Source organism: Streptomyces carpinensis (genome assembly GCF_002154505.1).
Classification (GTDB): Bacteria; Actinomycetota; Actinomycetes; order Streptomycetales; family Streptomycetaceae; genus Streptomyces; species Streptomyces carpinensis.
Window position 1 is genome coordinate 1 of the sequence record NZ_MUBM01000074.1, and the last position, 17665, is coordinate 17665.

15 protein-coding genes and 2 pseudogenes are annotated in these 17665 nt (G+C 69.2%); 5 read left to right on the plus strand and 12 right to left on the minus strand.

The features are described 5' to 3' along the window. Positions 1-446 precede the first annotated feature (446 nt). The 4 genes from BZY54_RS10605 to BZY54_RS10620 form a co-directional block, all read right to left on the minus strand. Entirely contained in the window at positions 447-1268 is an 822-nt protein-coding gene (locus BZY54_RS10605) for a tyrosine-type recombinase/integrase (protein WP_208640615.1), read from the minus strand. A 490-nt stretch (positions 1269-1758) separates the two neighbouring features. After that, a complete protein-coding gene (locus BZY54_RS10610; RefSeq protein WP_244217085.1) occupies positions 1759-2799 on the minus strand; it encodes an acetate/propionate family kinase in 1041 nt (346 codons plus the stop codon). A gap of 104 nt (positions 2800-2903) precedes the next feature. After that, positions 2904-3281, minus strand: a complete 378-nt coding sequence (locus BZY54_RS10615; protein ID WP_086724856.1) for a hypothetical protein — start codon at positions 3279-3281, stop codon at positions 2904-2906. A gap of 414 nt (positions 3282-3695) precedes the next feature. Further along, positions 3696-4088: a hypothetical protein gene (locus tag BZY54_RS10620; RefSeq protein ID WP_086724895.1), complete on the minus strand. Its 393-nt coding sequence runs from the start codon at positions 4086-4088 to the stop codon at positions 3696-3698. Positions 4089-4174: 86 nt separating this feature from the next. On the opposite strand from BZY54_RS10620, the pseudogene BZY54_RS55340 reads away from it, so the two are divergent. Further along, positions 4175-4314, plus strand: a pseudogene (locus BZY54_RS55340) (ISAzo13 family transposase); the annotation flags it as partial. Positions 4315-4441: 127 nt separating this feature from the next. Here BZY54_RS55340 and BZY54_RS10630 read toward each other — a convergent pair. Beyond that, positions 4442-5530 (minus strand): hypothetical protein, encoded by a 1089-nt coding sequence (locus BZY54_RS10630; protein ID WP_086724859.1) that lies wholly within the window; start codon positions 5528-5530, stop codon positions 4442-4444. Between the two features lie 133 nt (positions 5531-5663). Here BZY54_RS10630 and BZY54_RS10635 point away from each other — a divergent pair, with 133 nt between their 5' ends. Then, positions 5664-6194: a phosphate-starvation-inducible PsiE family protein gene (locus BZY54_RS10635; protein WP_086724861.1), complete on the plus strand. Its 531-nt coding sequence runs from the start codon at positions 5664-5666 to the stop codon at positions 6192-6194. Here BZY54_RS10635 and BZY54_RS10640 read toward each other — a convergent pair. The 3 genes from BZY54_RS10640 to BZY54_RS10650 all read right to left on the minus strand — a co-directional run bounded on the left by BZY54_RS10640 (position 6168) and on the right by BZY54_RS10650 (position 11221). Beyond that, entirely contained in the window at positions 6168-8342 is a 2175-nt protein-coding gene (locus BZY54_RS10640; RefSeq protein WP_086724863.1) for an FUSC family protein, read from the minus strand. The genes BZY54_RS10635 and BZY54_RS10640 overlap by 27 nt on opposite strands. A 279-nt stretch (positions 8343-8621) precedes the next feature. Continuing rightward, positions 8622-9797 (minus strand): glutathione-independent formaldehyde dehydrogenase, encoded by a 1176-nt coding sequence (locus BZY54_RS10645; protein WP_086724865.1) that lies wholly within the window; start codon positions 9795-9797, stop codon positions 8622-8624. A 302-nt stretch (positions 9798-10099) separates the two neighbouring features. Beyond that, positions 10100-11221 (minus strand): hypothetical protein, encoded by a 1122-nt coding sequence (locus tag BZY54_RS10650; RefSeq protein WP_086724867.1) that lies wholly within the window; start codon positions 11219-11221, stop codon positions 10100-10102. Positions 11222-11912: 691 nt separating this feature from the next. Between BZY54_RS10650 and BZY54_RS10655 the strand changes: the two genes are divergently transcribed. The 3 genes and pseudogenes from BZY54_RS10655 to BZY54_RS10665 all read left to right on the plus strand — a co-directional run bounded on the left by BZY54_RS10655 (position 11913) and on the right by BZY54_RS10665 (position 14042). Next, positions 11913-12362: a DUF1931 family protein gene (locus BZY54_RS10655; protein WP_086724870.1), complete on the plus strand. Its 450-nt coding sequence runs from the start codon at positions 11913-11915 to the stop codon at positions 12360-12362. Positions 12363-12555: 193 nt separating this feature from the next. Further along, positions 12556-12790: pseudogene (locus BZY54_RS10660) on the plus strand (ISNCY family transposase); the annotation flags it as partial. A 64-nt stretch (positions 12791-12854) separates the two neighbouring features. After that, a complete protein-coding gene (locus BZY54_RS10665; RefSeq protein ID WP_086724872.1) occupies positions 12855-14042 on the plus strand; it encodes a PP2C family protein-serine/threonine phosphatase in 1188 nt (395 codons plus the stop codon). Positions 14043-14108: 66 nt separating this feature from the next. Here the strand turns inward: BZY54_RS10665 and BZY54_RS10670 are convergent, their stop codons facing one another. The 4 genes from BZY54_RS10670 to BZY54_RS10690 form a co-directional block, all read right to left on the minus strand. After that, a complete protein-coding gene (locus tag BZY54_RS10670) occupies positions 14109-14501 on the minus strand; it encodes a DUF2267 domain-containing protein (RefSeq protein ID WP_086724874.1) in 393 nt (130 codons plus the stop codon). A gap of 583 nt (positions 14502-15084) precedes the next feature. After that, the gene (locus BZY54_RS10680; protein ID WP_167413977.1) at positions 15085-15582 is read right to left on the minus strand and encodes an Hsp20/alpha crystallin family protein; all 498 of its coding nucleotides are present in this window, start codon (positions 15580-15582) and stop codon (positions 15085-15087) included. Between the two features lie 41 nt (positions 15583-15623). Next, the gene (locus BZY54_RS10685; protein ID WP_086724878.1) at positions 15624-17405 is read right to left on the minus strand and encodes an FAD-dependent oxidoreductase; all 1782 of its coding nucleotides are present in this window, start codon (positions 17403-17405) and stop codon (positions 15624-15626) included. Then, positions 17405-17665 carry a UBP-type zinc finger domain-containing protein gene (locus tag BZY54_RS10690; RefSeq protein ID WP_075033266.1) on the minus strand — a complete coding sequence of 87 codons (261 nt, stop codon included), beginning with the start codon at positions 17663-17665 and terminating at the stop codon, positions 17405-17407. Before BZY54_RS10690 ends, BZY54_RS10685 begins: the two co-directional genes overlap by 1 nt.

Here is a 17665-nt window from a genome sequence, read left to right on the forward strand (position 1 = left end):
AGCATAAACGCCAAGCTTAGAGCTCGTAACAGGATCTTGTAGAGGTGTCCTGGTCAGGCGTGACCGATGTGATGATCCGGCCGTTCGTGTCGTGTGACGACTCGGCCGTGGATCGTGGATGACGACTTGTGGATGCGGATCGAACCGCTGCCCCACCTTGGCCGGAACGGTCGCCAGGGCCGAGGCCGGTGACTGGCGGAGTCGGGTGGCGCAGGTGCTGCAGAGCTTGCGCCCCTTCACCAGGGAGAGGCAGCCGGGCACCGGGCAGCGTCGCCCGCCCAGGGTCGGGTGGCCGATCGGCGGGTCCAGGACGCGGCGCTCGGCGTTCCAGCCTGCCCCGTCCAGGAAGCCTTTGCTGATCAGCTACCGCAAAAAGGCCGTCAGCTCGTCATCGGACGTGTCCGGCCCCGGGGCCGGAGCGGTCGGCAGGGCCGCGGTCCTGGCCGTCATCGGGTGCCCTCCGCGAGCTCGCGCGGTGAGGGGACCCGGTCCATCGCGGCGCGCAGCCGGTCGGGGTCCGGGGTCAGATAGGGCTCGGCGCTGGACAGCCGGGCATGGTCCAGCAGCGCGGCGATCTCGTCCTGCCCGCCGCCGGCGTCCGCGAGGTTGCTGCCCGCAGCGCGACGCAGCATCCGAGGCGTGACGTTCCTCGGCAGCCCGGCGCGCTTGGACAACCGTCCGAACAACTCGGTGATGCTGTCCGCGGTCATCGGGGCGCCGAGCGGTTCGGCGAACAGGTTCACCAGCACGAAGTCGCTGTCCGGCCCGTGCGGCAGCGCCGTCCGCTCCATCACATACTGGTCGTAGGCGGTTACGACCATGTGGTCGACGGGCTTCCACCGTCCCGGCACCGCCAACGTCTGCCGCTTCGCCCAGGCACCGTTGGAGTTGTCCCGCCGCAGCGTGTGCAGGTGAGATCCCTTCTTCGGGCAGCCCAGCACGGTCGAGTCCGGCATGAAGTGCATGTCCTCACGCCGCAGGCCCGCGGCACCTCCCGGACGCAGCCCCGCCCGGCCCAGCAGCACGATGAACCGGTCCCGCGCGCTGCGGCACGTGAGGAACAACTCCACGATCTCGCGGTCGGTGGCCCGCTCGCCCTTCTTGCGCGGCACCTTCACCCGGTGCCGCGGCCGCATGCGGTACACGGTCAGGTCCTCGCCGCGGGCCTGCTCCGGCAGGTCCCACGACTCCGCCACCTCGTACAGCTGGGCCATCGCCGCAGAGGGCACCGCCTTCGTCGTGATGCCGTGCACCAGGAACTGCCGCACCCCGGTGAGGACGTTCTCGATCCGGGCCGGCTCGCGTACGGGGCTCGGCGCCGGGCCCCGGGTACACCAGCCCGGTCCCCGCTGGCCGTTCGATGCCCGTGACCTCCTTCGAGCCGAACTTCAGCCAGACGACGAACAGCCCCAACTCCTCGGTAGCCACCTGCCATTTGAACGATGTAGAGGAGGACCGGCGGGGCGCCGATCGCGGGCGGTGCGCGCCCGAACGATGTCGACGTAGGACTACGAGTGGAAGCCTCGTGTGACCAGCACCGGGATGCCGAGGGCGGCGAGCCAGTCGGTGACCATGCGGCTCAGGATGTCCTAATTGGCGTCAAAGGGGCGGTACGGGCCAGTGGCCCTCGAGCCCCGTGACCCAGACGGGGGAGGCGGCGTACAGGACCAGACGTCGCCGCTCCTCCGTGCTGTCCAGGAGGCCGGTTCTTTGCGCGGGCCAGGTAAGTGTGGATGTGCCGGCACATGCCTTGGCCAGTCACATGCCGTCGAGCACCCGTCGGGTCTCGGCGGCGATCTGCTGCGTCTCGCCGGTTGCGACCACGAGGACCGGGACACCTCTCACCGCCTGATCGATGCGTCGGTGGCCTTCCCGCATCAAATCTTCCAGTTCGGGGACGAGTAGCCCGCCTCGTACACCGAGAACAGTCAGGGCCGAGCAGATCTCCTCGCGTACCTCGGGTTGGTCTTCGCCGATCTCCCCGGTGAAGACCAGGGCGTCCAGCCGGTCCAGCGAGGCGGCCATCGAGGCGATGCCCCGGCGGCAGCTGAGTGTGAACGTCGCCAGCGCCAACGCGGCCGCGGCATCACCCTCCGCGCGGGCGCGCACCAGGTCCCGGGTGTCTCCCGAGGTACCGGAGAGGCCGAGCAGACCGGAATGCCGGTGGAGTGTGTCATCCAATTCGTCCGTGCTCAGACCGTGCCGCCGCTGCAGCCACAGCAGCGCGCCGGGGTCGAGGTTGCCGCTGCGCCGACTCATCACCAGGCCTTCCAGAGGAGTGAGGCCCATGGTGGTGTCCACGCTGCGTCCGTTCCGGACGGCGCAGGCCGAGCAGCCGCCGCCCAGGTGCACGAGCACGACCTGGAGGTTGTCGACGGGTCGGCCCAGGGCCTGCGCCGTCCTCGGCAGTGCCCACGAGTAGGAAAGCCCGTGGAAGCCGTACCGGCGCAGCTCGTATTCGGCTCGCCATCGCTCCGGCACGGCGTACGTGCGCGCCTGTGCCGGCAAATCCTTGTGGAAGACAGTGTCGAAGCAGGCGATATGAGGAACGTCGGGCAGGAGTTCTCGTGCGGCATCGACCACATGCAAGGCAGGGGTCACGTGCAACGGCGCGAGATCGGCGACGTCCGCCAGCAGAGCCCGTACGCGTGCGTCGATCAGCGTATGTCCAGTCAGGTGCGGACCACTGTGGACGATGCGGTGACCAACCGCCGCAGGAGCGGGCACCTCGCTGAGGAAGTTCCGCAGTTGCGCCGCCGCAGCAGGCCCCGGGGGCTCCGAGGCGTCTCGATCCGCCACCCGTTCACCGTCCGCCGCGAACAGAGCGATGTGAAGGCTCGAAGAGCCAGCATCGAGGACCAGTACGTGGCCATCACGGCTCTCGTGGGAGCGGTCAGCACTCATCACACACCTCCAGTGCACTCGCGTCCTCCGGCACGGTGCGCCCGGAGTGCGACCCTGCGCCCAGGGTCGGCCTCGGTGCGGACCGGGTTGTGCTCCGCCCGGCTTGGCAGGTCGGTGAAGAAGGCGCTGATGTCCCAGTCGCCGTCCTCCAGGCGGGTGCCGACGTTTCGGCCACGTCGGACACGTCGACCTGCTCGTTCGCCGCCAGGGGCGCCGTCGGTGTCCGTCTGCCAGCGGATGCCCCCGGCGGTGCGGTGGCGCGGTTCCTCCCGGAGGCCGGAGGCAAGGTCCCGGGCCGAATCGGAGGGCAGACCTCGGGCCGGCGCCAGGACGGGCCGCAGGTTCCTGCCGATCGTGTCCGCGTCGGGCTGCCCCATAACCCTTGTCCTGCCGCCTGGTAGGCCTCGGTGCTGTCGCGTCTCGCCGCCTCCCTCAGGCTGCCACCACAGGGAGGGATCCGCTCGTCCACCCGTTCGACAGCACGCCGCGCCTGCGGGACAGGGCGCCCCTGCGTGCTGAATGTGCGACCCATTTTCCCGAAGATTGAGGGCGGCCGGGTCCACATCGGCGACGCGGAGCATCTGGACAACTGGTGGTATCGCCGAGGTGAGCCCAAAAGTGGCCACGAGATGATCTTGGCTACTGGCCGAGGTTGCTGACGCGGTTCGCGCACTTGCGGCGGACTTTGCGCTGTGGGGTGCCGTTAACGAGCGGCGAACCAGGTGACAAGTAACCCGCCAGTAGTCTTCGACGTTGGACCCGGCACGTGGCAGTGAGTGGCGATGTCTTGATCAGGCCGGGGTGTCGGGTACGGCCTGGGCCAGTGGACCGAGGTCGCCGTACAGCGCCGCGTGCAGTGCGGCGGCGAGTTCGCGCGCCCGGTCCTCGTTCGCCAGGTCGTACAGGACGAAATAGACCGGTCCGGCGGAGGAATCGGGACGGATCTCGCGGGAGCGGATCAGGCGGATGACCGCGTTCCGGACGGCGTCGTACACCATGGCGTCGATGTCGTGCTCGAAGGCCGTGAGCGCGTCGGCCTTTACCGTCCAGCGCTGGGCCTGGCACTCAACGGCAACGAATACGGCACGCTGCTGCATGGCTGACCTATACGCGGCGTTGAAGGCGTCCTCGCCCGTGGCGTCGGGGACCAGGTCGGCGGGGCAGGGTGTGGGCAGCGGCTGCATGACGAGCATCGTGCCAGGGCGAGCTGGCCGGGCCCTGGCGGCTCGCTACGGGGTGTCGCCTGCGGGGCCGCGGCCGTCGGAGTGTCCGATCGCTCGGCCACGGCGGGATCAGAGCGGCCGCTCGTGCTGCCGGCGTCCGTAAAGCGACTGTGTCCCTCGGCGTGCGGGAACTCCACTGTGGCCAGGCGCCATTGGGACGAGTCCGCAGGGCGGCGGTGGCCGCAAGCCGCACCGGCCTTTTCCACAGCGCTCCTCGGCAGCAGCCGTATGAAGGCGAACACGCTCGACACGGCCAGGCAGGGCAGTCGCAACAGCACGATCCACCAACCTGACACTGCGCGGCCGAGGGGTCCTCACCTGGCCCGGTCGCGGGCCTCGGTCAGCTGCCGCTGACGTCTCCGGTGGCGTTGCCCGTACGCGGCGTCGCGCACCTCCTCGGCGTTCTCGAGTCCTGTCCCGAAAGCACCGCCGATCATGGAGCTGGACGTGACGAACCAGCTCAGCGTGAGGTAGTCCGAGGCATCGACGGCGTGGTGCACGATCCTGCCGAAGACGGATGGGGTCACGACCAGGAACGAGACCGCCACGAGGGTCACGAACAGCGCAGCGTAGAGGAAGAACACCCCCAGCCCGATGGTGAGGAGCGTGACCAGGTTATAGGGGTACAGCGGCGCATGGGCGCCCGGCAGGTCCCCGGCGCGTTCCCACAGCCGGTGGTCGATGATGACCCACGCGGTGAGGGCGAGGGTGGACAGCACGGCGATGAGCATCAGCTGCGGGATGCCTAGAGCGGTGGCGACCTGCCAGGTCGTGGCGTTGACGAAGCCGACGGCTGCGGTGGCGAAGACCCCGGCCATGGCGCGGGAGAGGCTCGTGAACAGCCGCCAGGGACGGTTGGCGCGCACCATGCCCAGGACCAGACGGACGTGGCCGCGTAGCCCCGGGACCACGTAGCGTTCGCGGTTGGACTCCTCCGCGGGTGCCGGACGGCCGACGAGGGAATCCAGCGGTCTTTCGTCCTGCGCGGTCAGTTGCCTGACGGCGCCGACCACCGTCTGCCGCACTCGGCGCCGCAGACGCCGGGAGCCGAGGGCGGGCAGTGAGATCAGCGCGACCCTGTGCTCCGGGTCGACTTCGGTGCTGACCGGGTCGCGCTCCGCCCGGCGCGGCAGATCGGTGAGCAAGACGCCGATGTCCCAGTCGCCGTCCTCGAGATGGGTGCCGACGATTTCGGCCACGTCGGACACGTCGACCTGCTCGTTCGCCACCAAGGGTGCCGTCACAGTGTCCACCTGCCAGCGGATGCCCCTGCCGATGCGGCGGCGCAGATGCTCCGGCAGACGGGGAGCGAGGTCTCGGGCGATTTCGGAGGGCAGGCCCGGGTCGGCGACCAAGACGAGCCGCAGATTCCTGCCGGTCGTGTCCGCGTCGGGCTGCCTCATACACCCTCGTCCCGCCGGGTAGGCCTAGGTGACGTCGTGCCTCATCCCTTCCCCAGGCTGCCATCACAGGGAGAGACCCGCTTGTCCATCCGTTCGGCAGCACACCGCGCCTGCGGGCCGGGGCACCCCTAGCATGCTGACTGTGCGACCCATTCTCCCGAAGATCGAGGGCGGCCGGGTGCAGGGCCTTCTGCAGCTCATCGAGGACGGCATCCACCTCGTCGTCGCGGCGCTCCTCGTACTGCTCGCAGGGCTCCTGACCGTCGTGGTCGTCCACGACGTCATCAGGTCGATCCAGGGGCCGTACCGCGAGGAGACGGTTGTTCTCTCCGCCCTGGACAGCAGCCTTGTGCTGTTCATCGTGGCCGAGCTGCTCCACACCGTCCGCCTCACCATCAGGAACCGAACCCTCGACGCGGAGCCGTTTCTCGTCGTCGGCCTGATTGCCGGCATCCGCAGGGTGCTCATCGTGACGGCCGAGGCGGAGAAGTCCTTCCGGTGGAACGTCGAGGGGAAGGAACTGCTCATCCTGGCTGGGCTGATCCTCGTGATGGCGACAGCGGTGTACGTGTGGCGGCGCTCGACGCGGCCGGGAGACTATTTCCCGCTCCAGGAGGCGAGGCGCTCTCCGTCGCCGTCACCCACCTCGGCGCGCGGGTCCTGATCCGTTACCTTCCGCAGCCAGGGTCGCCCGCACCCGCTGGTCCTCGCGAGCAGGGCCGACGTCCCGTTCCAGGGGTGTGCGGCTCACGGCCGTCGCGAGGTCCTCCAAGGCACGCTTCTGCAGTTCCGCCCCGCGCCGCACCACCGGGCTCCGGTCCCCGGCGGCACCCTCCCACGCGTGGAGCGCCTCCTCCACGCGCCCCCAGTCCGGATTCCTGTGCTCGCGCACGTCAACTGCCGCCTGCTCGGTGTCCGCCTCGAGGGCCTCGGCGAATCGCTCCGCCTCGGGAATGAAACGGCTCTCGGCCCGCGGGACGTGGCTCTCCATGAGCATCGCTGCCCGGCCGAACCCCTTGAGCGCCTCCTGCGCCTCCTCCGCCTCGCGCGACGTCAGACCCCTGGGGCGGACCGGTTCCTGCCTTGCACGGTCGTATGCCTCCTGCCAGGCGGCACGTGCCTCCCTGCTCTCCAGCAGTGCCCGGCGCATGTCGGCGTGATGCTCCCGGGTCGGTTCGGCGTAGTCGCGGAGCACCGCGGCCGCATAGCGGCCGTTGGCGGCGAGCCAGTCCGCAAGCCGAGCCGACAGCCGGGGCGTCTCCCATGCGGGGAACACCACGTACGCCAGCATTGCCAGGGCCCCGCCGAGCAGGGTGAGCACCACCCGCTCCGGGACCGTCTGCTCCCATGCCTGGCCGCCCATGCCGAGCAGGAAGACGACGTACGCGGCGGTGAAGCACTGGGAGTAGGCGTAGCCGGTACGGTTCAGCGTGTACGACAGGCCCGCCGAGACCACCGCCAGCGCGCCGGACACATGGGCGTCCGGGCCCAGGACCCGCACCATCCCGGTGGCGAGCGCGACCCCCGCCAGGGTCCCGGCGAGACGGGCCACCGCACGCGCGTACGTCCGGTGGAAGTCCGGCCGCATCACCATCACCGAGGCGATGGGCGCCCAGTAGCCGTGGCCCAGAGGTAGCCGGGCGGCGATCAGATAGCCGACCGTGGCCACCGCCGCCAGGCGGACGGCGTGCCGGAACACGGGCGAGTCCCGGCGGAGCTCACGGCGGACCGCCCGGACGACGACCGGGACCAGCCGGAGCATTGTCGGGCGCACCAGGAACTCGGCGCCGGCGAGGCCGGGCGGCGTAGGCGTCCTCCCGCGCGCGCAGCCGCTCTGGGCGATCTCCAACGCCTCGCCGAGCAGTTCCACGAGCCGCTCGGCGGCCTGCCGCGCGGGGCCCTCCAGCACCTCTTGCTCCTCGTCGACGCGCAGGACGTCCATGCTCCCGGGCCGCACCTCGGCGGGAGTGCCGCGGCGGATCGAACGGGCGACCGCATCCAGAACGTCGGCGGCCGCGTCGAGCAACTCCCGCGCGCGGTCCCGCCCGGGTCCCTCCGCCGGGGCGCCGACGTCCGGGTCGGCGAGCGCGGCGACGACCGGCCGAATGCGCTCGGCGAGTCCCCGGGGGCCGTGGAGGACGGGGGGACGGGTGCGGGCCTGTGACGGCGTCACGGCAGCCGCGTCCCGGGCCGTCATCAACGGCTCCGGGTCGAACGGGGCGGTCGGGTCGTGCCGCAGCCGGCGTGCGTAGTCCGCCACGGCGGCCAGGGCGTCGGCGAGCGCGTCACGATGCGCTCCCCAACGCCGGATCGGGAACAACAGGATCAGCACGGCCTGCGCCACGCCTCCGAGCGCGATGATTACGGCGTGCTCCAGGGCGCGCCCGACGCTCGTGGGCAGGGTGATGGTCACCAGCATGCTGCCGACGGTCGTCGCTGCGACGATCCCGGCGGTCGATCCGAGGGCCCACGCCATTCCCGCGGCGAAGGCCCATGCGGCCAGCAGTGGGAGGAACGTCACGAGTCGCCCCGCCGCCAGGTAGCCCACGAAGGTGCTGAGCGCCAGACCCGCGCCCGCGCCGAGCGCGATCACCTTGCGTGGACGCCAGGTGCGCTGGAAGGTGGCCCCACCCGCGGAGTAGGCGCCGAGGGCGGCGGACGCGGCATACGCAGGGGAGACCAGCCACAGCGTCGGCCCGATGACGATCGCCACCCCAGCGGCCGTGCGCAGCGCGAGCAGGGGCTCCAGCCGCGTCTCCTCGATCGTGAGCCCGGATCGCACGACCTCCCCGAAGGCCCGCAGCCACGTCACGGGTGTGAGCCTAGCCGGAACACCCTGCCGGGTCGCGTCGGCCTGGTTGAGGTGCAGCAGCCGTCGGGCAAGGAAGCCTCCCACACGGCCCGCGAACCGGCTGGCGGCCGCAGCCGCTGGACGGGGTGCAGCCACTGCGGGCACTGCTGAGCGTCTGCCGTCTGTCCTACCGGGCCGGAGCGCGGACGATGGCCGTTGGTTCAAGTCCGACCTGAGCGCGGGTGATTGCCCCCGCCCCGGCCGGAGGACGGGCAGACCGGGACGGGGACCGCGGGTCACTTATCGTTTGTGGCCGTTGCCGTGTCCGTTGGGGTGCAGGACTACCTTGGTCCAGCCCTCGTCACGGGCGTCGAAGTGCTCGTAGGCGGTGGGGGCCTCGTCCAGGTTGAGTTCGTGGGAGACGACGAAGCTCGGCTTTGCCTTCTCACCGGCGATCAGATCCCGCAGCGCCCGGTTGTACTTCTTCACCGGAGCCTGACCGGTGCCCATGTGCTGGCCCTTGAACCACATCATGCCGAAGTCGATCGGGACCTTGCCCTGCGCCTCGAGCTCGCCCTGGGCCTCGGCACCGCCGGGGTCCTGGGGCAGGAACACGCCCACCACGCCGATGTCGCCGGTGAACCTGACCGAGTCGATCAGTCCGTTGAGCGTGAGGCTGGCGTCCTCATGTCCCTGGGGGTCGTGTGCCTGGTAGCCGACGCATTCACAGCCGTTGTCGGCGCCCAGACCGAGCGTGGCCTCCTTGACGACCTCGGCCGGGTTCTGGTCGGCGGTGTTGATCGGGATGGCGCCGATCTCCTCCGCCTTGCGCAGCCGGTCGGGCTGGTGGTCGGCTACCCAGACGCGGCCGGCGCCCTTGAGGAGGGCGGAGTAGGTCGCCATCAGCCCGACGGGGCCGGCCCCGAAGACGATGGTCTGGTCGCCGGGTTTGACGTGGGCCATCTCCGTGGCGTGATAGCCAGTGGGGAAGATGTCGGCGAGCATCACGTAGTCGGTCTGCCGGTCGGCGGCGTCCTCGCCCAGGCGCAGCGCGTTGAAGTCGCCGTAGGGCACGCGCAGCAGTTCCGCCTGGCCGCCCTGGTAGGGGCCCATGTCGGCGAATCCGTAGGCGGCTCCGGCGAGGGACGGTTCCGGCTGCATGGTCAGGCAGTAGTTGGTCAGACCCCGCTCGCACTGCTTGCAGAAGCCACAGGCGATGTTGAAGGGCAGAACCACATACTCGCCGACCTGGACCTTGCGGACGGCCGGGCCGACCTCCACGACCTGGCCCATGTTCTCGTGTCCCAGGGTGCGGCCGGACTCGAACGAGGTGCGGCCCTCGTACATGTGCAGGTCCGAACCGCAGATGTTGGTACTGGTGATCTTGACGATGATGTCGCAAGGGTGTTCGATCTTCGCGTCCGGTACGTCCTTCACCGCGACCGTTCGCGGACCTTCATAAACCGCTGCCTTCATGATGGATTCCTTCGGCGTCGCGGCATGACCGCAGCACGGCGGTGATGGAGACGGCGTACAGAGCTTGACTCCCAGGAGTTGGTGCAACGGGGTCCGTTGCTCCGGCATGCCTCTGCGGGCCACTCTGTTCAGGTGGAACGGCTATGCCGCCGCTGGCTTGCCAGGCGGAGCTTCGGCGCTCCGGCGGCGTGCCGTCCCGTGTCCCCGTCGGCCCCCGACGCGAAACAACCAGGCACGATCGATCAGCAAAACCTTCGTGCGCGGACGACCACCAACCACCAATCACCGACTCAGGTCACCAGCTAGTCACCGTCGTCGTCTTGGACCATGTGGCGGCGTTCCTGTTCGCGCTTGGAGTAGGCGGCTGCCCGGATCGCCTCGTCGCTCTCCAAGCCCGATCCCAGGGCGCCGCCCACCGTGGCGACCGAAGCGACGAACCAGGACAACGTCCAGTATTCCGCGGGGTGAAGCGGGGTCCGTGTGATGGAAGCGAACACTCGGTCGTTGAGGATGAACAGCGCCCACACCATATTGACGACGATCAAACCCCCGTAACAGACGAGCACCCCGATACCCACGGTCACGACCGTCGAGGCGTTGTAGAGCCTCGCCCTCTGCCTCGCCTCCCGCGAGACCTCTGCTGAGCGATGCCACAGCTGCGCGTCCACGATCAGCCAGCCGATCATGAGCGCGACAGAGCCGACCATGGCGATCACGAGGCGTGGCGCGCTCAGGGAATCGGCCAGACTCCAGATGGTGGAGTTCACAGTGGCGACTGCTCCCGTGGCGAGTGCGGCCGCCAGGGCTTTCGACAAGCCCGGCACCAAGCGCCACGGCTGGTTGGCGCGGACCATACCGACGAGCACCCTCAGGTAACCGCGCGGCCCGCTGACGACGTACCGAAGATCAGCGGTCTCCTCCTCGCCGACCGGGGCCGCGTGGATAGGCGCGAGACGACTGACGAAGGGCCCCAGCCGCGGCTGACCCCGCGGAGGTCCTTGAGGCCCAGTGGCCCGTGGACCCGCCAAGCCAAGCACGGCTTCTTCCACGGCCCGCCGGGCCCTCGTCTGCAGCCGCAAGCCACCCAGCGAAGGAAGAGACAGCAGCGCCAAGCCGTGTTCGTGACTCAGATCCACAACGAGCTTGCGCCCGTGTGAGTGCAGCGGAAGGTCGGTGAGGGCCACGACGATGTCCCAATTCTCCGCTCTTCCGCGGTCCATGATCCGGCGCATCAAGGTGGGCGGGTCCTCGGTCCCTGAAGTGAAGGGCTCACTGACCACCTCGACCTCGAACCGTCGCCGCTGGCCTGACTTGTCGGCGAGCCGAGTGGGAAGTGTCTGGGCCATACGCTGCGCGATTTTCGTGGGCGCGTCCGGATCCGCAAGGAGAGCTACGACCGAAACGTCCTGAGGCGACACCCGCATAACTAGACCCTTCTCGTCGGCTGCCCCCGCGACGGCAAGTGCCCACACATGCTGGCGAGGTAACGTCGACGCTGCGTGACAAGCTGGCACCCGCCAGCAGATGCAGGCGGTACTGCCAGATTTCCTCGTCTTCCCAGTACAGGGCCTACTCCCACCACCGGGCCACGATCGCGCGCCACTGCGAACACCCGCTCCGGCCCCGCCCCGGCACGCACCGCATACCGCGCCACCGGCCGCGCTTCGGCGCCCGGCCTGCGAGCCGGAGTCCGGCAAAGCCTCGCCACCCGGGAGGATCAGAACGCCTGCGACGCACAGCAGCACGTCCTGCCCAGTGTCAGCGGGCGGTTGCGGCTGGTAGGCGGGATGGTCCGCGTCAATTGGTCCTGGTTGCTGTTCACTGGCCTCTCCCGAGCGCTCCCTGGCGTGTTCGCCACCGCGGCGTTCATCAGCAGCGGCATCTGGGGGGCACCCATTACGCGGAGCCGCTCCGCGACGCGGCGTTCGCCCTGCTGTCAGTCCGCACGCCCGTCCGACTACCCGGGCAGTCGGATGCCTGGGCCTGGCAGGGCAATGCAGGGACGCTAATTGGGCCCGACATGCGCATGCGTTCGGCCACCCCCGTCGGCCAGGCTGACTGGGAAGCCCAGAGGGCCGGGAGCCACCCCGGCACCCACAGCCGGAGGTTGCCGTCATGACCGTGATGTCCATCGCCAGGTTCGAAAGGTTCTTCCGCGCGGTCGCCGGGCTGGACGTCGACAAGAACGATCTCAAGCGCTACAGCGACTTCGTCGACGCCAAGCTCTACGATCTGCTGACCGTCGCCCAGGCCACTGCCAAGGCCAACGGGCGCGACATCATCCGGGCCTGTGACCTACCGATCACGAAAGGCCTGCAGGAGAGCATTCACCACTTCCGGAAGGTCGACCAGGAAGTAGAACTCAAGCCGATCCTGGAACAGCTCGCCACCCACCCCGCTCTCGACCGCACGCCCGACGACGAGACCGAGGCGGCCTATCCGGACATCATTGGCGGACTCAGCCTGGCCCTTGCCCAGAGCTTCAAGATCCTCCACCCCGACCTGAAGAACCCCCAGACCCAGCACTGGGACGAGGCTCGAGCCGTCTTCGACCTCCTGCTGTGAGTGGCGAGGGGACCAGGCGGTGCAGGCCACGGCCAAACAGCGTCAGCGCGCTCTGCCTCCTTGGCTGCGGCAACGATCCTGCTGGCCCGCCGCAGGGCCTCGTCCACGTCCAGGGTGCTGCCGAGCGGTCGTGACCTCGCCAGCAGCGCCAGGCGGTCCAGAGCTCGCTGCAGCGCCGCGTCCACGTCGAACTCGTCCTGCGGTGGGGCGCAACGCCCGACATGCACTAGGCAAACAGCCCTTGGGGCGGCTGACGCACTTGGGCGGTGAGCTGGCCGAGACCGCAGCGGGCACCCGCCGGCTGCTGGAGCAGACCGGCTGTGCCACTTGCGGGCATCCGCACGATCCCCGACCTGCTGGTGTCGTCAGCCGATCCGGATGCCCGACCGATCCGCAGGGGCAAGCCCCAGCGCCCCAGGCTGATCGGCCCACATCTCGAGTGTCGGAGAGCTCAGATTGTGGCGGCTCGATCTCGCTGGGATCATCGAAGGCATGGACAGGGAGATGTCCGTCGGGTCCGGTGAGCGGCTGCTGGAGGAACTGGTCAGAACAGCCCAGCTGGCATCACCTGCGGAAATGCCCGTGGTCCTGAACCGGTATGCCGAGGCCATGGGTCTGGGCAGGGCGGTTGTCTATCTGGTCGACATTCAGCAAAGACTGCTGGTGCCGCTTGTCGAAAGCGAGCCGGAACTGGAGCTCGACACTTCGCTGGCCGGATGGGCCTACCGCACCGACTCTCTCCGAGTGGAAGAAGGCTCCTCCGGCGGGCTGAACGTATGGCTGCCCCTGGCCGACGGGGCGGAGCGGCTGGGTGTCGTGGAGCTCAACATGAGCACCCTGGACGGGCTCAAACTACGGCGCTGTCGAACGATGGCGCTGCTCCTCGCACTGATCATTACATCCAAGCGCACCTACAGCGACACCATCGCGCAGCGCATGCGTACCAGGCCGATGCACCTGCCCACGGAGATGGTGAGGGCTTTTCTCCCTCCCCGGTCGATCGGCACCGGACGGGTCGTTTCGACGGCGGTTCTGGAACCTGCGTACGAACTGGGCGGCGATGCTTTCGACCATGCGTTCACCGAGGACGTTCTGCACGCCACAATCCTTGACGGCATGGGGCACAACCTGGCGTCCGGAATTGCCACCTCTGTCGCCATGGCAGGCTGCCGTAACGCCCGGCGCAGCGAAGCAGACCTGGACGAACTCGCGGGCACCGTGGACGAGGCGCTGGCGAAGTGGCTTCCGGAACAGTTCTGCACGGGTGTCTTCGCCCAGTTGCACATGCCCACGGGTGTGCTGCGCTGGTGCAACTGCGGCCACCCGCCTCCGTTGCTCATCCGTCGCCACCGCTTGCTCCACAACGCCTTGGAGCGGCCACCTGAGCCTCCTTTGGGTCTGCCCGTCAGTCTCGCCGGGACCGCCCGCCAGGTGCACGACGTCAGCCTCGAACCCGGTGACCGAATACTGCTCTACTCAGACGGCGTCGTAGAGTCACGCGATGAGGCAGGCGAAGAGTTCGGCCTGGAGCGCTTCACCGACTACATCATCCGGTCGACCGCAGCGGGGCAGAGCGCCCCGGAAGCGCTGCGCCTGCTCATCCACGCCATCCTCGAGCATCGGCACAACAAACTCAGCGACGACGCCACGATCTTGATGTTCGAGTGGCAACCCCCCTGATCCGGGACCGCAAGAGCCGGAGAGCGCAGCTGTGGCGCCGGCTTTCGTTCTGGACGCCTCACGAGCTCAGTCCGCGAGGTCGGCCCTTCCGAACAGGACCGCGTAACTGGAGGGGAGTTGGCTGATGATCTGATTCAGCTCTCCGCCGGTGACAGCGTCGGCAACGGTGGTCAGGACCGCGCTGGCGTCCCACTGCGCCGTACGCGGCCGGGCATGGGTGCGCTCCGCGACCCGGCGGTAGAACTCTTCGATCCCGAAGCCTCGCGCCTGCTGCGGCGTGGCACGGTCCAGAACCTGTCCCAGCGGGCCGGGCAGCTGGGATGCGAGGTCCTTGACCTCTCCGGGGCTGATCCGTTGGGCCAGCACTTCCAGCACGGCGTTGGTGACGTCCGCGGCTTCGTCCTGGTCGCTGTATTCGCCTCGCTCGCGCACACGGGCGAGGAATCCGTCGTATTTCATAGCTGCCTTCCTTCAGCCCCGGTCACCCGCTGGTCATGGAGGTCGCCCGGTGCGCTGTCGCGCCTGGCGGGGAACTTGGTCGTGACGACACCGAGCTCGGCAATGGTGGTCATGCCACGCCTCCTCGTTCAGGGCCATAAACTGTTGCCCCGAAAGGGACAGAACGGGCCGGAATGGACAGGTCCACATGGCGTGGTCTTCTGTGCTGCGCTGCCACCTTCTGGGGCACCGCTTTCACTTTCTCCATGACGGCGACACGATGCTCTGGCACTGCGCGCGTGGGTGCCGAGCGGAGGGAGCAAGCGATATCCGACGGCCCAGGACGCCGAGCGTTACGCACGGGCATTCGTCCGAGAGGACCAGGCGGACATGGGCCGGCGAGCACCGCTGGGTCTGCTTCCCCTTCGGCTGCTGCGCGCCTGGCGTCTGCGGCGCCGAAAGGAAGCCGGTGGGGAGCCGCTTGCCGCGGCTCCGCCGCCGTGAGGGGTTCTGACGCGGGACGTCATCCATGAGTCACCGGTGTCGAGCCTTGCCTACCCGGCCGCGGTGCCGGATGTGTGTCCGGAACCGCGGCGTTCGCGTCTCAGCCGCTGCTCTCGGTGCTTTCACTCGTCTCGCTGATCTCGATGTGCCGGGGCTTTGCGACCTCGGCCTTGGGGACGGTGATGGCGAGCACCCCGTCCGACATCTGCGCATTGATCTTTTCGGTGTCGACCTCTCCGGGCAGCCGCAGCCGGTACTCGAAGGCTCCGGTGCGGCGCGTGCTCCGGCGCAGGACGCCTTTGCGTTCCTTCTCCTTGATCTCTCCGGTGACCACCAGCTCCTGGCCGTTGGCTTCGACGTTGATGTCCTTGCTCTTGACGCCGGGGAGTTCGATCTCGACGTGGAAGGCGTTGTCGGACTCCGTGACATCCGCCAGGGGTGTCCACGCGACTGCGGGCGCCGCGCCTCCCACCGTGGATTCGAGCAGTCCGCTCATCTCGCTGAGCAGTTGGTCGAACTCCGTCAGCGGATTGCGTGCCCATCCCATGGGCCTGGCCTGCATTGCGCCACCTCGGTGGTGCCGGACGGGCATGGTCATTCCCATCGCCTCCTTCTCGTGATCTCGTCGCCCGCTAGGTGTCATGCGAGCCAAGCGGACTCCTTCGGTCGGGTGTACGGGGAGCTGTCGGTGCCGCCGGGCGCGGCCGTGTGGCCCAGGTAGCGGTGCACGAAGTGGATGCTCATCGCGCCTTCACCGACCGCGGAGGCCACACGCTTCACCGAGCCGCTGCGGACGTCGCCGGCGGCGAAGACGCCAGGCAGGCTGGTCTCCAACGTCAGGCAGTCGCGTCCCTGGCTCTGCCACAGTCCGGGAACGGAGCAGGCCTGCGCCTCCGCGCCGGTGAGCACGTAGCCGCGCGCGTCAAGGGCGAGCGCGCCGGATAGCCACTCGGTGTGAGGGTCTGCGCCGGTGAAGACGAACAGGGCCCGCACCCCGAGGTGGCGGTGCTCGCCCGTACGGTGGTCGACCACGGTAACCGCCTCCAGCGCCTTGTCGCCGAGTGCCTCGGTCACCTCGGTGTGCAGCAGCACGCGCACCCGCGGGTGGCGCTCGATCTGATCGATCAGGTAGCGGGACATGTGCGCCTCGAGGCTCGGCCCACGGACGAGCAGATACACCTGCGGTGCGTACCCGGCCAGGAAGAGCACGGCCTGGCCTGCGGAGTTGCCGCCGCCGACCACCGCCACCGGGTCGGTCCGACACTGCTGGGCCTCGTAGACGGTCGCCGAGTAGTGGACGCTCGCGCCCTCCAACGGTTCGATGCCGGGTGCATGGAGGCGGCGGTAGCGGGCGCCGGTGGCCAGGACGACGGTCCGGGCGGTGATCTCACTGCCGTCGGCGAAGCTGACGGCGTAGTGACCGTCCCGCGGTTCGAGCCGGGCCGCCTCCGCCGGGACGCTGATACGGGCGCCGAACTTGTCCGCCTGGAGTACAGCGCGCTCGGTGAGTTCGGCGCCGGAGATGCCGGAGGGGAAGCCGAAGCAGTTGTCGATGCGGGAGGACATCCCGGCCTGGCCGCCGGTGGCCAGCGCCTCGACTATGGTCGTGCCGAGGCCCTCCGAGGCGGCGTTCACCGCGGCGGCGAGACCGGCCGGACCGGAGCCGACGATCAGGAGATCGCCGTGGCCGTTGCCCGACGGCAGGGGCGGCAGGCCGATGATCCGGGCCAGTTCGGCGTTGCTCGGATTGCGCAGCAGGGTCGTGTCGCGCCAGATCACCAGCGGCGTCTGCTCCGGACCGACCGCGAAGCGGCGCAGCAGCGCCTCGGCCTCCTCGTCCGTCTCCAGATCGATCCAGCGGTGCGGCAGCCGGTTGCGGGCGGCGAACTCGCGCAGCCGCCGGGTGTCGGGCGAGTAGCGCGAGCCGATGATGCGGAAACCGGCGCCTTGCCCGACGAGGAGAGCACGGCGGCCCAGGCAGGCGCGCAGCACCACATCACCAAGGATGGAGTCCCGGGTCACCAGGTCACGCAGCTGATCCATGGACAGGGCGAGGATCTCGCCGGGGTCCCTGACCACGGCGGTGTAGAAGGCCACCTGTCCGTTCAGGAGGCCGAGTTCGCCGATGAAGCGGCCGGGGCCGTGCACACGCAGCAGGTGTTCATCGGGCGTGCCGTAGCCCTCGACGATGGCGACCGAACCACTGAGGACGACGTAAAACGTCTCGCACCGCTCCCCCTCCCGGATCAGCACGTCACCGGCGTCAACCGCGTGCCGCCGGCCGTGCTGCGCCAGGCGGGCCACCTGGTCGTCCGACAGGCGGGGATAGGCGCCGTAGATGTCGGCCGTCTCGAAGGGGACGCTCTCCTCCGCCTCGTCCGGCACAGGCGCTGGCCCGGGCCGCCTCTCGTCGCCGGGCATCACACGAACGCCTCATGGACGAAGCACCACCGCCAGTCCTCGCCGGGCTCCAGCGACGCCACGATCGGATGGCCGTCGGCGGCGGCGTGACGGCGGGCGTGCCGGTTAGGCGAGGAATCGCAGCAGCCGACGTGGCCGCAGGTCAGGCAGAGCCTGAGGTGGACCCAGGGGGAGCGCGTGGCGAGGCATTCCTCGCAGCCCGGGGCACGCGGGGTGACGGGGCGTACAAGGGCGAGGTGGGGGTCGGTCCGTACGGTCAT

Excerpts from the sequence above, each read along its gene's own strand:
- BZY54_RS10615 (WP_086724856.1), bottom strand. The coding sequence starts at position 3,281 with ATGGGGCAGCCCGACGCGGACACGATCGGCAGGAACCTGCGGCCCGTC.
- BZY54_RS10620 (WP_086724895.1), bottom strand. The coding sequence starts at position 4,088 with ATGCAGCCGCTGCCCACACCCTGCCCCGCCGACCTGGTCCCCGACGCC.
- BZY54_RS10630 (WP_086724859.1), bottom strand. The coding sequence starts at position 5,530 with ATGAGGCAGCCCGACGCGGACACGACCGGCAGGAATCTGCGGCTCGTC.
- BZY54_RS10635 (WP_086724861.1), top strand. The coding sequence starts at position 5,664 with ATGCTGACTGTGCGACCCATTCTCCCGAAGATCGAGGGCGGCCGGGTG.
- BZY54_RS10645 (WP_086724865.1), bottom strand. The coding sequence starts at position 9,797 with ATGAAGGCAGCGGTTTATGAAGGTCCGCGAACGGTCGCGGTGAAGGAC.
- BZY54_RS10650 (WP_086724867.1), bottom strand. The coding sequence starts at position 11,221 with ATGCGGGTGTCGCCTCAGGACGTTTCGGTCGTAGCTCTCCTTGCGGAT.
- BZY54_RS10655 (WP_086724870.1), top strand. The coding sequence starts at position 11,913 with ATGACCGTGATGTCCATCGCCAGGTTCGAAAGGTTCTTCCGCGCGGTC.
- BZY54_RS10665 (WP_086724872.1), top strand. The coding sequence starts at position 12,855 with ATGGACAGGGAGATGTCCGTCGGGTCCGGTGAGCGGCTGCTGGAGGAA.
- BZY54_RS10670 (WP_086724874.1), bottom strand. The coding sequence starts at position 14,501 with ATGAAATACGACGGATTCCTCGCCCGTGTGCGCGAGCGAGGCGAATAC.
- BZY54_RS10680 (WP_167413977.1), bottom strand. The coding sequence starts at position 15,582 with ATGACCATGCCCGTCCGGCACCACCGAGGTGGCGCAATGCAGGCCAGG.
- BZY54_RS10685 (WP_086724878.1), bottom strand. The coding sequence starts at position 17,405 with ATGCCCGGCGACGAGAGGCGGCCCGGGCCAGCGCCTGTGCCGGACGAG.
- BZY54_RS10690 (WP_075033266.1), bottom strand. The coding sequence starts at position 17,665 with ATGACCGTACGGACCGACCCCCACCTCGCCCTTGTACGCCCCGTCACC.